This is a genomic window from Rhabdothermincola sp., assembly GCF_036846205.1.
Taxonomy (GTDB): Bacteria; Actinomycetota; Acidimicrobiia; order Acidimicrobiales; family Acidimicrobilacustridaceae; genus Rhabdothermincola.
This window is the reverse complement of the sequence record NZ_DAIUCK010000089.1, coordinates 1-13,688: the sequence shown is the minus strand read 5'-3', so window position 1 is coordinate 13,688 and position 13,688 is coordinate 1. Positions and strand designations below refer to the sequence as shown.

General features: G+C 70.6%; 14 protein-coding genes. 8 read left to right on the top strand and 6 right to left on the bottom strand.

Features of this window, described 5'->3' with window-relative positions; genetic code table 11:
• The first annotated feature begins 176 nt into the window (after positions 1-176).
• The gene (locus tag V7004_RS12405; protein WP_334144334.1) at positions 177-593 is read left to right on the top strand and encodes a hypothetical protein; all 417 of its coding nucleotides are present in this window, start codon (positions 177-179) and stop codon (positions 591-593) included.
• A 69-nt stretch (positions 594-662) separates the two neighbouring features.
• Here V7004_RS12405 and V7004_RS12400 read toward each other — a convergent pair whose 3' ends face one another.
• Both V7004_RS12400 and V7004_RS12395 read right to left on the bottom strand, forming a co-directional pair.
• Positions 663-2,234, bottom strand: coding sequence for a Y-family DNA polymerase (locus V7004_RS12400; RefSeq protein WP_442968059.1), 1,572 nt, complete (start codon positions 2,232-2,234; stop codon positions 663-665).
• Entirely contained in the window at positions 2,231-3,055 is an 825-nt protein-coding gene (locus V7004_RS12395; RefSeq protein ID WP_334144329.1) for a hypothetical protein, read from the bottom strand. The genes V7004_RS12400 and V7004_RS12395 overlap by 4 nt, the downstream gene beginning before the upstream one ends.
• Positions 3,056-3,165: 110 nt before the next feature.
• Here V7004_RS12395 and V7004_RS12390 point away from each other — a divergent pair, with 110 nt between their 5' ends.
• From V7004_RS12390 to V7004_RS12370, 5 genes are all read left to right on the top strand, one after another.
• Positions 3,166-3,573, top strand: a complete 408-nt coding sequence (locus tag V7004_RS12390; RefSeq protein WP_334144327.1) for a hypothetical protein — start codon at positions 3,166-3,168, stop codon at positions 3,571-3,573.
• Positions 3,574-3,586: 13 nt separating this feature from the next.
• Positions 3,587-3,913, top strand: a complete 327-nt coding sequence (locus V7004_RS12385) for a hypothetical protein (RefSeq protein WP_334144325.1) — start codon at positions 3,587-3,589, stop codon at positions 3,911-3,913.
• Positions 3,914-4,012: 99 nt separating this feature from the next.
• Positions 4,013-4,786 carry an LLM class F420-dependent oxidoreductase gene (locus tag V7004_RS12380; protein WP_442968058.1) on the top strand — a complete coding sequence of 258 codons (774 nt, stop codon included), beginning with the start codon at positions 4,013-4,015 and terminating at the stop codon, positions 4,784-4,786.
• Positions 4,787-4,872: 86 nt separating this feature from the next.
• A complete protein-coding gene (locus tag V7004_RS12375) occupies positions 4,873-5,979 on the top strand; it encodes a fatty acid desaturase (RefSeq protein WP_334144321.1) in 1,107 nt (368 codons plus the stop codon).
• A 59-nt stretch (positions 5,980-6,038) separates the two neighbouring features.
• Positions 6,039-7,310 (top strand): acyl-CoA dehydrogenase family protein, encoded by a 1,272-nt coding sequence (locus V7004_RS12370; RefSeq protein ID WP_334144319.1) that lies wholly within the window; start codon positions 6,039-6,041, stop codon positions 7,308-7,310.
• Positions 7,311-7,320: 10 nt separating this feature from the next.
• Here V7004_RS12370 and V7004_RS12365 read toward each other — a convergent pair whose 3' ends face one another.
• Both V7004_RS12365 and V7004_RS12360 read right to left on the bottom strand, forming a co-directional pair.
• Positions 7,321-8,040, bottom strand: a complete 720-nt coding sequence (locus V7004_RS12365; RefSeq protein WP_334144318.1) for a ribonuclease HII — start codon at positions 8,038-8,040, stop codon at positions 7,321-7,323.
• Between the two features lie 79 nt (positions 8,041-8,119).
• On the bottom strand, positions 8,120-9,826 hold the full coding sequence (locus V7004_RS12360; RefSeq protein WP_334144316.1) for an ABC transporter substrate-binding protein: 1,707 nt from the start codon (positions 9,824-9,826) through the stop codon (positions 8,120-8,122).
• A gap of 144 nt (positions 9,827-9,970) precedes the next feature.
• On the opposite strand from V7004_RS12360, the gene V7004_RS12355 reads away from it, so the two are divergent.
• Complete coding sequence (locus V7004_RS12355) at positions 9,971-10,213, top strand: hypothetical protein (protein ID WP_334144315.1); 243 nt, start codon at positions 9,971-9,973, stop codon at positions 10,211-10,213.
• A gap of 21 nt (positions 10,214-10,234) precedes the next feature.
• Here V7004_RS12355 and V7004_RS12350 read toward each other — a convergent pair whose 3' ends face one another.
• Both V7004_RS12350 and V7004_RS12345 read right to left on the bottom strand, forming a co-directional pair.
• The gene (locus V7004_RS12350) at positions 10,235-10,546 is read right to left on the bottom strand and encodes a GYD domain-containing protein (protein WP_334144314.1); all 312 of its coding nucleotides are present in this window, start codon (positions 10,544-10,546) and stop codon (positions 10,235-10,237) included.
• Between the two features lie 4 nt (positions 10,547-10,550).
• The gene (locus tag V7004_RS12345; protein WP_334144313.1) at positions 10,551-10,979 is read right to left on the bottom strand and encodes an RpiB/LacA/LacB family sugar-phosphate isomerase; all 429 of its coding nucleotides are present in this window, start codon (positions 10,977-10,979) and stop codon (positions 10,551-10,553) included.
• Between the two features lie 24 nt (positions 10,980-11,003).
• On the opposite strand from V7004_RS12345, the gene V7004_RS12340 reads away from it, so the two are divergent.
• Positions 11,004-13,646, top strand: coding sequence for a glycoside hydrolase family 38 C-terminal domain-containing protein (locus V7004_RS12340; protein ID WP_334144312.1), 2,643 nt, complete (start codon positions 11,004-11,006; stop codon positions 13,644-13,646).
• The last annotated feature ends 42 nt before the right edge of the window (positions 13,647-13,688 follow it).

The following is a 13,688-nucleotide window of genomic DNA, read 5'->3' as shown; positions in this document are numbered from 1 at the left end:
CCCCCACACCGATCACCCATCAGCCCCGACACAGCCAGCTCGCCCGAACCAACCGAACAACCCGTCCGCGGTCAGCCAGCCCGAAGTGCATCCAGCATCACGACCACGCATCGTGGCCGCGCGCTCACGTATCATGGAGTTCTCGATTTCAGCAGCCGACGGGAAGGTGACTTGCCATGTCGCTGCGAGCACGGACCGCCGCCGTTCTCGGTGCTGGCGCGCTGATCCTCGCGTCAGGTGCCGGCATCGCTCTCGCCCAGGCGAACGAGGGCACCCCAACGCCGGGCCCCACCCTGGTCGAACCTGAAGCCACCACGACGACCACCGGCCTGCCCGAACAGGAGTCGACCACCACGACGACCACCACTCAGCTCGAGACAGACGCCGACGCACCTGTCGAGGCCGGTGATGATGATCCGGGCGAGCGCTCCGGTGAGCCGGGCAATCGGTGGTTCCGAGATTGCCTGGCCGAGCACGGGGTCGCCTGGCCGCCGGGCGTGGGCTACCACAAGCCCGAACGCAAAGGCCCACCGAGCGAGGAACTGCGCCAGCAGATCCGTGCGGCGAAGGAGGCCTGCAGCCGAGGCCGGTAGGTGATCGGTAAGTGATCGCCGCAACACAGAGCTGCCTCAACCGACCACGGCCGACGCGGTCAACTCCCATCAGTCGTAGAGCGCTTCCACCCACCATCGGCCACCTTCCACGGCGAACAAGCCGGCTCGCCCAGCGGCGATGATCTGCCACCGAGCCCGCCGGCGGTGGGTCTCGGGATCCCACCAGCGCTCATCAGCAGGCCACGGCCCGGCCCAGGCCTCCACCGGCTGCCATGGTCCGGCACCGATCCTCACGTCGTGGGGCTCGGCGGTGGCCAGGCCACGAGCGCTGACCCCCACCGGGTGGCCCGCCGCATCCCGGACCTCCGCGGGGATGGGATCGACAGGCACCATGGCTGGCGACGGGGCGGGGATGCGACCCGGCCACGGCGCACGCACCGCCCCCGGCGGCACCACCGATCGGGGCGCTGCCAGGTCGACACCCGCGGCGGACACCAACCCGTAACGTTCCCCCGGCCCTCGACCTCCCCGCCACTCGGGAACGCTGGCCGCCCCGGGACCGAGCAGCCCGTGCACCCGGGCCACGGCCCGAGTCACGCGGTCGGCCGCCGCGGTCTCGCCGCCCCAGAACCCGAGTTGGCGACCCGTCGCGGCCACCACGCCGTCTGGCACCAGCACCAATCGGGTGATCCCAGCGGTGGGGCGGGTGGCGGCCGACCCGTTGAGCCAACCGTCGAGCTGCCAGCGGACCCGGTCGGCCACCGCCCCGGCACTGAGCGCGCCCTCGTGTCGCCAGCACCGCTCGAGTCGTTCACCGTGGCCGGTCTCGGCGACGATGCGCACCCGGGTGCAGGCCAACCCGAGCGCGCTCAGCCGTGTGTGCAGCTCGTCGGCGAGCGTCTTGGCCACGAAGGCCGCGGTATCGACCCGGTCAGCCGGTGGATCGAGTTCGTGCGCCACCTCCAGGTCAGGGGACGGGGGAGTACTGGCCGGTGGGAGCTCGTCGAGCCCGCGTGCCAGCCGATGGGCACTGAGCCCCTCTGCCCCGAAGCGCGCCACCACGTCCGCCGGGTCCAGCGCCGCGAACTGCCCGAGGGTGTGCAGACCGAGGCGCTCGAGGACGTCGACCAGCTCGGGTCGTTCCAGGGCGGCGATGGGCAACGGTGCGAGAAAGGCCGCGCTCTCCCCTGGCGGCACGACCGTGATCGGCTCTGCGGTCCGGGCCGCCCATCTGGCGGCGGAGGGACTGTCTGCCACCCCGACCCGCACGTACGCGCCCCAGCCCGGTTCGAGTTGCCGCCGTACGGCGGCATGCACCTGGCGCGCGAGCGATTCGTCGCCACCGAAGTAGCGAGACGGGCCACGAACGGCGAACGCGCAGGTGCCGGGACGGCTCACCTCCAAGCGTGGGGTGAACCGCTCGAGGGCCTGCGCGACCGGCTCGAAGCGGCGGGCATCGCGAGCGTCGTCGCGCTCGACCACCTGGACGGCCGGCGATCGGCCTTGCGCCTCCCGGCGGCGCTGCCCCCGGCGCACCCCGTCACGGCGCGCCGCCGGCGAGCAGGCCACGACCCGGTTGGCGTGCAGGACGATGGCCGGGGCCGTGGGAGCCAGGCCGGCAGCGATCACCGGCCAGTCAGGGCACCAGACGACCAGCGTCCGTACCGGCACGGCGGTCAGCCGGCCTCGCTCCGGGCAAGGGACGGCGGAGCGGTCGCAGAAAGGGACGATGGAGCGGCTGCAGCAAGGGCGGACGGAGCGGCCCCATGGGCCGCGGTCGGCTGGTCCAGGACGGCGATCGCCCCATCCGGCCCGGGAAGCCACAACGTCAGCCGCCGGGGACGGGCCGCACGGCGCCGCCCGCTCGCCTCCACGGTGACCTGACGAGCCCGAAGGTGACCGTGACCCCTGCCGAGCCCCTCCCAGCGTACCGACCCGGAGCGGAGACGCAGGTCGGTCTCGAGCGCACCTTCCGGGCCGGTCTCGAGGATCACGAGCACGGAGCCCCGCTCACGCGACCGGGCGGTCAATCGGCGGGCCTCGGCGGCACGCACCCGGCTCGCAGACCCCAACAGGATGACATCGAACCCGTCGACGAGCGCGGCCATCACCGAACCCCACGAGGCTCGTGGCGGCTCTGCCACCAGCACCAACCGCTCCAGCGCCATGCCGACCTCGGCCGCGGCGGCGAGCCCCAGGGCAGGCAGCCCCACACCGGCCACCCAGGAACCGGCCGCCGAGGGGCCGGCGGCCAGTGACAGGGCGAGCGTCGTGGCCGCCTCACCGCCCACCGAGACGACGACGCCACGCGGCAACGCACCATCGGGCAGGAGCCTGGCCAACGCCGGCAGTACCGGCAGGGTCTGTTCGCGGGCCAGGACCACCGGACGGACACGGTCGGCCAGGCTCGCCAACCTGGCGAGGTCGGGCCGAGCTGGCCTCGTCACCACGACATCCGGCGCTGCCGCCCCTCGGTGACCCATGCCGTCAGTGTCGAACATACGTTCGACTTCTGGCAAGTGCCCCGCGGATTCGGACACGGCAGACCAGGACAGCCCATCGAGCGCCGACGATGGACCGGAGTGACCTGGTGCCCACTAGCGTGGATCGCGTGCCTTCCTCCACCCGCCGATGGCTGGTCGTCCTCGCCGCCTGGACGGCGTTCGTGTGGATCAACCGGATCATCAACGCCTGGGGGAGCACCACCGAGACGGCGGTGGCGAAGGGTGTCTCCATCGTGCTGGCCACCGTGTTCCTGGCCTTTGCCGCTGCGACCGCTCGGATCGTGTGGCGGGCGCGCCGCGAGCCGCTGGACCGGGTGAGCGCTCTCGTCCTGCGGGCCTTCGCCGGGTGGACGGTGTCGGTCTGGCTGGTCCGGGCGCTCGCCATCGTCCTCGCCGACCACTCCGCCGGGTTCAAGGCCGTGCACGTCGCCTTGGCGGTGATCTCGATCGGGTTGTCTCTCCCCGCTTGGGCTGCGGGGAGCCGGAGATGGTCCCTGCAGGTGACCCCGGGGTAGCCTCGCAGCCGCCATGGGACAGCCAGTCACCGTCATCGAGAAGCAGTCGACCCGCCCCGGTGTGGTGCGCTACGAGATCAACCGGGCCATCACCGGTACCGGCCACGAGTACTACCGCTCCATCGACGACGCCCAGGGGGACAAGCCCGCCGACCGGCTGGCCCGGATGCTCTTCGAGCGGGGTGGGGTCACGGCCGTGCACGTCAACGCCAACGTCATCACCGTGCACTTGGCCGATGGCTCGCCCCCCAACGGGATCAAGCCGATGATCGAGGATCTGTTCCTCTACTACCGCGACGGGGTCGTCCCCGAGGTTCCCAGCGACACCCCCCCGGGCTGACCGGCCGTCGCCGGCGTCCGGCTCGTGGTCGGGGTGGTCGAGGTGACCGGGACGGGCGAGGCGCTCGAGGGGTTCGAACAGATCGAGGAGGGGTCGGGGATGACACGGTTCAAGGTCGGTCTGCAACTCCACCCGCAACACACCTCGGTCGACGCCCTGCGGGCCGCATGGCGGACGGCCGACCAGATGGGGGTGGACTCCTTGTGGGTCTGGGACCACTTCTTCCCCATCTACGGCCCACCCGACGGTGCGCACTTCGAGGGGTGGACCCTCCTGTCGGCGATGGCGGTGGAGACCTCCAACGCCATGGTCGGGGTGATGGTCACCTGTAACAGCTACCGCAACCCCGAACTGCTGGCCGACATGGCCCGCACGGTCGATCACCTGAGTGGTGGGCGGGCCTATCTGGGCATCGGTGCCGGCTGGTTCGAGCGTGACTACCGCGAGTACGGCTACGAGTTCGGCACCGCATCCCGCCGGTTGCACGACCTGCAGACCGGACTGGAGCGGATCAAGGCCCGGATGGCCAAGCTCGACCCGCAGCCGATCGGCCGGCTGCCGATCTTCATCGGCGGCGGGGGCGAGCAGGTCACCCTCCGGCTGGTGGCGGAGTACGCCGACGCCTGGAACGGCTTCGGCCCTCCCGACGTCTACGGGCGCAAGAACCGAGTGCTCGACGACTGGTGCGGCCGTGTGGGTCGCGACCCCGGGGAGATCGAGCGCACGGTAGGGCTCATGGATCCCGGCGAGATCGACCGGGTGGAGGAGTACCTGGAGGCTGGTGCCACCCATCTCATCCTCGGGGTGAGCACCGTCACCGACCGCTTCGACCTGTCGAACCTCGAGCGGCTGCTCGCCCGCTCGCGGGCCTGATACCCGTCGGCCCGCGGGCCGACCGCCGAACAGCTCGGAGACCGGGACCTCGACGGTCTACCGACCGGTCGGTAGGCTGCCGGGCCATGACGCTCCTGGACGCTCCCCCCACCTCTGCCGGTGAGGCCGGCGACGGCAAGCCCGGTTCCCTCATGCCGGTCATCCGGCAGATCCCCGCCGAGGCCTACGACAACCCCACGTGGAAGGGCCTCCACTACTTCGTCCGCGACCTGGTCCTGTACGGGCTGGTGGTGTGGGGCCTGATCACCCTCGACCACCCGTTGGCGGTCACGGCCCTGTGGGTGCTCTCCGGGGTGGTCATCTCCGGTCTGTTCGTCGTGGCCCACGACGCCGCCCACGGCTCGCTGTTCAGGAGCGCCCGGCTGAACTCCTGGATCGGGCACCTGGCCATGCTGCCGAGCTGGCACGTCTACGAGGGCTGGGTGCTGGGGCACAACCGCATCCATCACGCCTACACCGTGCGCGAGGGCTTCGATTTCGTGTGGCACCCGTACACACCGGCGCAGTACGCCGCCATGTCGCGCCTGCAGCGGCTCCGCCACCGGTTCGAGTGGTCGTGGCTCGGTGCGGGCGCGTACTACCTGCGCGAGGTGTGGTGGAACAAGATGATCGTCGGCACGCCACCGGCCCGCTGGCGGCGAGCCATCCGCCGTGACCGTCTCATCGTGGCGGCGTTCGTGGTCACCGCATCGGTGGCCCTGGCCTGGCTGGGCTGGACGCAGAGCGGCACGGCGCTCGGTGCGGCCTGGATGGTCCTGAAGGTCCTAGTCGTGCCGTTCCTGGTTTTCAACTACGTCATCGGCTCGTTCGTGCACGTCCACCATGTCCAGCCCGGCATCCGCTGGTGGCCCCGGAGGGAGTGGACGAAGTTCAAGGGGCAGGTGGAGGGCACCACCATCCTTCGGGTGCCGAAGGGAGCCAACTTCTTCCTCCACTGGATCATGGTGCACGTGCCGCATCACGTCGACATGCGCATCCCCATGTACCACCTCGAGCTGGCCGCCGACGCCATCAAAGCCGCCTACCCCGAGGTCGTGCACGACGAGAAGCTGCGCTTCCGCGACTTCATGGCCAACACCCGCCGCTGCAAGCTCTACGACTTCGAGCAGGGGCGGTGGCTGACCTATGCCGAGGCCGCCACCTGGGAGGCCGGCGGGGCTCGGGTCCGCTGACGGTGCTATCTTGACCGCACAGTCAAGTTTCTGATCGTCGTACCGGAAGGACCCCACCGATGGCCGACATCCCGACCCTCGACGAGTTCCGCGAGGAGTGCCTGGCGTTCCTCGACGCCAACGCCGAGCTGAAGGAAGAGCAGAAGCAGTTCGTCTGGGGTGAGGGCAGCGACGACGTCGCCCTCTTCGAGGAGGTCGACCGGGAGAAGGAGCGGGCTGCGCTGGCCAAGGCCAAGGAGTGGCGGGCCAAGCGGTACGACGCGGGCCTGGGGTGGATCAGCGGCCCGGCCGAATACGGCGGTCGGGAGCTGCCACGCTCCTACGAGCAGCTCTACCAGTCACTCGAGGCGCGCTACCGGGTGCCCGAGCAGGGGTTCTTCGGCATCGGCCTCGGCATGGTGGCCCCCACGATCCTCGCTCACGCCATCCCCGAGGTGAGAGCCGAGTACCTGCCCAAGCTCTACCGAGGTGACATCGTCGGCTGCCAGCTCTTCAGCGAGCCCGGTGCCGGCTCGGATCTCGCCAGCCTGCAGACCAAAGCGGTGCGCGACGGCGACGAGTGGGTGATCACCGGCCAGAAGGTGTGGACCTCCGGCGCGCACTACAGCGACATCGGCGAGATCATCTGCCGCACCGACCCGGACCTTCCCAAGCACAAGGGACTCACCGGGTTCGTGGTCGACATGAAGGCCCCGGGGGTGGAGATCCGCCCGCTGCGGCAGATGACCGGTGGCGCGAACTTCAACGAGGTGTTCTTCACCGAGGTGCGGGTGCCCGACAGCCACCGCCTCGGTGACGTCAACCAGGGCTGGACGGTGGCGCTGACCACGCTGATGAACGAGCGGGCGTCGATCGGTGCCGGTGGCGCCGGTGGCATGGGGATGGCCAGCCTCACCCGGCTGGCCGAGCTCGTCCGCCACTTCGAGGTGGCCGACGATCCGCTGGTCCGCCAGCAGCTCATGGACGTCTACATCCACTTCCAGGTGGCCAAGTACACCAACCAGCGGGCGATGGCGAAGATCAAGGCCGGACAGATGCCCGGTCCCGAGATGTCCATCGCCAAGCTGTCGCTCACCAACAACCTCTGGCGGACCGCCAACTTCGTAGCGAACGTGCTCGGCCCGCGGATCCAGGCGAACACCGGCGAGTGGGGAACCTACGCCTGGTCCCAGCTGCTGCTCGGCGTCCCGGGCATGAAGGTGGCCGGGGGCACCGACGAGGTGATGAAGAACATCATCGGTGAGCGGGTGCTCGGCCTGCCGAAGGACCCGGGCATCGACGCCAAGACACCCTTCAAGGACCTCCTCGTCGGCACCCAGACCGCCGGCTAGCCGCTGGGGGTCAGTCGGCTCCACCGAAGAGCGGAAGCTGCGGCTGGTCCTCGCTCGGCCTGGTCCGCGCCACGCCGGTCCAGGGCAGGGAATCCATGAACGCCCAGCTCCGGCGGTGGATGGAGGTGGGGCCCATCCCGGCGAGGGCCATCCGGTGCCGCGGGCAGGGGTAGCCCTTGTTGGAATCGAAGTCGTACCCCGGGAAGCTGGCCGCCAACGAGCGCATCAGCCGGTCCCGCCACACCTTGGCGACGATGGACGCGGCGGCGATCGAGAGGCAGGTGGCGTCCCCCTTCACGATCCGGTGGGTGTTCGGTCCGCCGACGAAATCCCACTTACCGTCCAGCAGGATCTGGTCGGGCACCACCCCGAGACCATCGAGCGCCCGGCGCGCCGCCAGCCGCTGCGCCGCCGACATCCCCAGCTGGTCGCACTCCTGCTGTGACGCCACCCCGACCGCCCAGGCCACTGCCCAGCTCGTGATGCGATCGAAGAGCGCTTCGCGCTCGCGCTCGGTCAGCAGCTTGGAGTCGCGGATCTTGTAGACCCGCCGGTCCCGGGGCACCACGACCGCACCGATCACCAGCGGGCCTGCCCAGGCGCCACGACCCACCTCGTCGAGACCGGCCACGAGGTCGTTCCCGGCGGCCCACAGCTCCCGCTCCACGGCGAGGCTGGGCGCATGTCGCTTGAGCGCCTTGCGGAGCGGCGGCGCGGAGCTGGCGGCCACGGCGGGGGACCCTACCCCGGCCCTTGCACGAAGGGCAGGGCCCCCGCGGGCTCCTGAGTGAGCCTGATCGGCCGGAGCCCTAGCGATCGAGCCAGGTCATGGTGAGGCGGCTGGAGCCCGACTGGAACGGCATGGATGGGATGTCCGCCACCCCTTGCTCGTTCGGCAGGGCGACGTTGCCCAGGTTCCGCACGTCGTTCTCCGCCGCGATCAGCCAGGTCGTGGTGTTCATCCAGACGTAGGGCACCTGATCAGCCCAGACCCGCTGGACGATGGCGTACTGCTCCTTGCGGACCTCGGGGTCGTTGGAGGCCCGCGCCTTGTCCAGCGCCTCGCTCAGTTCACGGTTCTTGAACCGGGCGATGTTGAGCGAGATCGGGTCGGTGACGTTGGACTCGTGCCACCAGAGGTAGTCCCCGTCGGGATCCGGTGAGCCGAACTGGCGCCAGAGGTTCGCCTGGTAGTTCCCGGTGACCGCGTCGCTGATGTACTTGCCCTGCTCGATCGCCTGCACCGAGACCTGCATACCGACCGCCTCACAGAAGCCGGCGAGCAGGGTGGCCGCCTGCTGGTTCACCGGGACCGGGGTCGTACCCAGCGTGAAGCTCAACTTCTGGCCGGTCTGGGCTTCGTACTCTGCCACGAGCTGGCGTGCCCGCTCCGGGTCGTAGGTCGGGAAGCCGGCGTCGATGTGATACGGCGAGTTCTTCCCGAACGCGCTGTCGGCAGCCAGGCTGGGTGGGATCTGGAACGTGCTCCGGTACGTGTCGTAGTCGATCGCGTACGCCACGGCGCGCCGGGCCAGCACGTTGTCGAACGGGGGCTTGCTGGTGTTGAACATGATGAACGTCTCTTCGTTCTCACCCCGGTCCTCCACCGCTTGGATCTGACCCGCCTCCGCTTGGCGCTTCAGGTCCGCGATGGTCAGCGGATCGGTGGTGTGGATCATGCTCACGTCCCCGGTCTGGAGGGCACTGACCCGGGTCTGCACGTCGGAGATCGGCCGGAACTCCACTTCGCTCAGGTACGGCAGCTGCCGGCCCTCGCTGTCACGCATCCAGTAGTTCTCGTTCCGAGACGCCACGAACCGGCTGTCGGGGATCCACTGCTTGAACACGAACGGGCCGGTGCCGATCGGCTGCCGCGACTTGGCTTCACCGGTGGCGTTGAGCTGCTCCGGCGCCGGCACCACCCCGGCCTGCCCCACCAACACCGCTGGGAACGACGCCCACGGGTTGCGCATGGTGACCACCACCGACATGGGGTCGCTCGAGGGCACCTCCACGTTGGTCACGTTGCGCAGCGCGCCGCCAGCTAGGACCGACTCACGGATGGCGTTCAGCGCCCCCGCGACCGCGGCCCCGTTCAGCGGCGTGCCGTTGTGGAACGTGATGTTCGGGCGGACCTTGATGGTCCATCGGGTGAAGTCGTCGTTCGGCGTGAACGATTCAGCCAGGTAGGGCCGCAGGTTGCCCTCCGCGTCGTAGGCCGCCAGCGGATCGAAGATGGCGAAGGCGATCAGGTTGCCCGAGATCGCCCACCGGTCGGTGGTGGGATCGAACCCGGAGGTTTCGGCCTCGACGCCGTACACCAGCTTGCCGCCGGTCTTCACCTCGCCACTCGGCGCCACAGTCACGTCCGGCGCCAGTGTGTCCGAGGTCCCGGCGGTCTGGCCGCTGCCACCGCCGCCACCGCCGCATGCCGCTGCGAGCACCAGCAGCGTGGTGGTGATGGCGAGGCCGAGCACCCTCGACGCCCGGCGACTGGAATCGTTCCCCCTCGACATTGCCTCTACCCCCTGGTCGGCGGACCGTGACCCGTACTGTACGTGACCGATGACACGGTGCTGGCGCGACCCCGGACCGACCCCACCGAGCTCCCGACCACATGGTGGACGCGGAGGGATCCCAGCGGGAGAATGAGGCCAGCCGTGGAACCCGACGATCACGTTCGCAGCGAGCAACCGGAGGGCACGGCGGAGTCGTTGGCGCCTGGTACACGAGTCGAGGTCCGCAACCGTCTCGACGGTCGCTGGGCTCGGGGATTCGAGGTGATCGGGCACACCCCGGGCGGGTACCGGCTGCGACGGCTGTCCGATGGGATGGAGCTGCCACTGCCGTTCGCGGACGCCGACGTTCGCCGCGAACGCCGCCGGAGCATGTGGTGGTACTGACGGGCCGGTAGGCCCCGTGCTCTACTGAGGCGGGGCGTCGCCCACCCCTTCACCGAGCAGGGCGATGAACTCGTCGACCGGGATGGCGGTCAGCGTGCGGGTCTTGAGGGTGCCCCGAGCAGCGAGCGTGGTGGCGATGCGGGCCATGACGCCCTCGTTGGGCGCCTCGATGATGGTGATGAAGTCCCACTGGCCCAACAGCGCGTACTGGTCCTTGACCTTCGCCCCCATGGCCTCGACCTCGGCATTGACCTCCTTGATGCGGCGCGGGTTGGTGCGCAACGTGGCGGAGCCGTCGGGACCGAGGACGGAGAGCATCACGAACGTCGGCATCGCCTCACAACCTACCCGGTCCGGGCTGTTCGAGCCGGACGATGGCGGCGCGCTCGTCGTCGTCCACCTCGGTGGTGAGGAAGGCGTCGAGCATCTCGCCTGCCACCTCCTCCGAGGTGAGCCGCAGCCCGAGGGCGAGCACGTTGGCGTCGTTCCACCGGCGTGCCCCCCGGGCCGTCTCGGCGTCGGTGCACAGCGCCGCCCGCACCCCGGGGACCTTGTTCGCGGCGATCGACACGCCGGTGCCCGTCCAGCAGCAGACGACCCCCCGGTCGGCACGACCACCCGCGACCGCCTCGCCGACCCGGCGGCCGACCTCGGGCCAGGGGTCGCCCTCGCCGACCACCACCACCTCGTGGCCCGCCTCCCGCAGCCGGCGCTGCACCGCGTCGGTGAGCGGGGTGCGCTCGTCGGTCCCGAAAGCGATCCGCATGGTTGCCGAGCGTAGGCTCCCCGCATGACTCGCGAGGTGGCCGTCGTGCCCCACACCCACTGGGACCGGGAATGGTACGAGGCGTACCAGTCCTTCCGGTTGAAGCTCGTCGACCTGGTCGACGAGCTGCTCCCGCTCCTCGAGCGCGACCCGGGGTTTGCGCACTTCATGCTCGACGGGCAGATGGCCGTGGTCGACGACTACCTGGAGGTCCGCCCCGAGCACACCGAGCGGCTCCGGGGTCTGGCGGCCAGCGGGCGCCTGGGGGTGGGCCCGTGGTACGTCCTCATGGACGAGTTCCTCGTGTCCGGCGAGACGATGGTCCGCGACCTCCAACTGGGCTGGGAGCGGGCGGCGGCCTTCGGCGGGGCGATGGAGGTCGGGTACCTGCCTGACATGTTCGGGCACGTGGCCCAGATGCCACAGATCCTCCGCCAGTTCGGGCTGGCCCATGCGGTCGTGTGGCGCGGCGTGCCCTCGGCCGTCGATCGCGCCGCGTTCTGGTGGTCGGCACCCGACGGCTCCACCGTGCGGGCCGAGTACCTGCTGGAGGGCTACGGCAACGGCGCCGCCCTGCCCGACGACGCCAAGGAGCTGGTCGGCATGGTGGAGCGCTTTGAGCGCGACCATGCGAGCTTCCTCCTCGAGGGGCCGATCCTGTGGATGAACGGCACCGACCACCTGCGACCGAAGGCATACCTGAGCCGGGTGCTGGCCGAAGCCAACCAGCTCCAGGACGGCTACCGGTTCCGGGTCACCACCCTCGCGGACTACCTGGAGCGGGCGGCGACCGAGGGGCTGCCCAGCTGGCGCGGGGAGCTGCGCTCGGGGGCGCGGGCCAACCTGCTCATGGGGGTCGCCTCGAACCGGGTCGATGTCAAGCAGGCCGCCGCGGTGGCCGAGCGGGTGTTGGAGCGGGTGGCCGAGCCACTGAGCGCGCTGTACCTGCCGGCCGACCGCTGGCCGCAGCGCGCGCTCGAGCTGGCCTGGCTGGAGATGATCCGCAACGCGGCCCACGACTCGAGCTGTGCGTGCTCCATCGACGAGGTGAACGCCGCGGTCCGGCACCGCTACGCGGAGGCCCGCCAGATCGGTGAGGGGCTGGCGGAGCGGGCCGTGGCCGCACTGGCCAGCTCGATCGGTGTGCCCGGGCCGCTGGCCGTCAACTGCTCGGCCCGCACCCGTAGCGGGGTGGTCGAGCTGGTACTGGCCGGCACCGAGCCGATCGACGGGACGCAGGTGCTCTCGGTGAACGATGGCGTGGCCGGCACTGACGGGCTGACCCGGACCGACGTGGTCACCCTGGTGCACGCGGCGGTCGACGGCATGCACGAGTTGCGCGACGTCGAGATCGACGTCGAGGAGACCGGGGTGCTCGACGTGCGGCTGATCTGCTCCAGCGACGGCAGCGGCGAGCGCTACGCCGGCCCGGCGAAGAGCCTCGTGAGCGAGGCCGCGGCCGATCTGCCCGAGGGCCCGGCCCGGATCGCGCTGGTCACCCCACCTTCGCAGCGGGTGCTCGCGTGGGCGGCCGATGTCCCGGGCTTCGGCTGGAAGGTCATCGAGCCCGGCGCGGATCGGGTGGCCCCGGTGACCGTCGAAGGCGCTGGCGCGCCGGTGATCGCCAACGGTCTGGTGACCGTGGAGGTCGACCCTGCCACCGGCACGTTCTCCCTCGACGGGGTGGCGGGCATGGCCCGGCTCGTCGACGACGGCGACGCGGGTGACACCTACAACTACTCCCCGCCCGCGACCGACTCCGTGGTGGACACCCCGGAATCGGTGTCGGTTCGGGTGGTCGAGCGTGGCCCGCTCCGGGCCCGGGTGGCGATCGAGCGCACCTACTCCTGGCCCGAGCGGGTGATCGCCGGAGCCCGTGCGGGTTCCGTCGAGGTGACGACCACGACGACGATCGAGCTGCAGGCGGGCAGCCCGCTGGTGCGGGTGGCCGTCGAGTTCCACAACCCGTGCCGTGACCACCGGCTCCGGGCCTGGTTCCCGCTGCCCGCTCCGGCCCGCGAGTCCCACGCGGAGTGCGCGTTCGCGGTGGTGTCCCGGGGACTGGAGGCCGAGGGTGGACCGCACGAGCTGCCCCTGCCGACCTATCCCTCGCGCCGGTTCGTCTGCGCGGGCGGGCTGACGGTGGTGCACGAGGGGCTGCTCGAGTACGAGCTGGTCGACCTGCGCGATGGCGCAGCCCATGCCCTGGCCCTCACCCTCTTGCGTTGCACCGGCCTGCTGTCCAACGCGCCGATGGCCTACCGGCCCCTGCCGGCGGGGCCGTTCATCCACACCGAGGGCTCCCAGATGATCGGATCGCACACGTTGCGGTTCGCGCTGGCGGCGGGTGATGACCCCACGGCTGCGTTCGGGCTGGTCGACGACGCGTTCCTCCCGCTACGGGTGACGTCATCGCCCGGTGAGGGTGACCGCCCGGCTGTCGGCACCGAGCTGGAGGTCGGCGGAGCCGAGGTGTCGGCCGTGCGGCGCGAGCGCGGTCAGTTGGTGGTCCGGGTGTTCAACCCCTCGCCGGAGCCGACCGTCGTGCACCTCCCCGGCCGACGGGGTTGGTTGGTCGACCTGCGCGGCCGACCGCTCGAGCCCTTCGAAGGCTCCTTCGAGCTGGCGCCGTGGCGCATCGCCACCGCGCAAGTCGCGGACGTCTGAGCCACACCCCGACACCGCCCCGGGAGCCGCGCACCCCCTCCC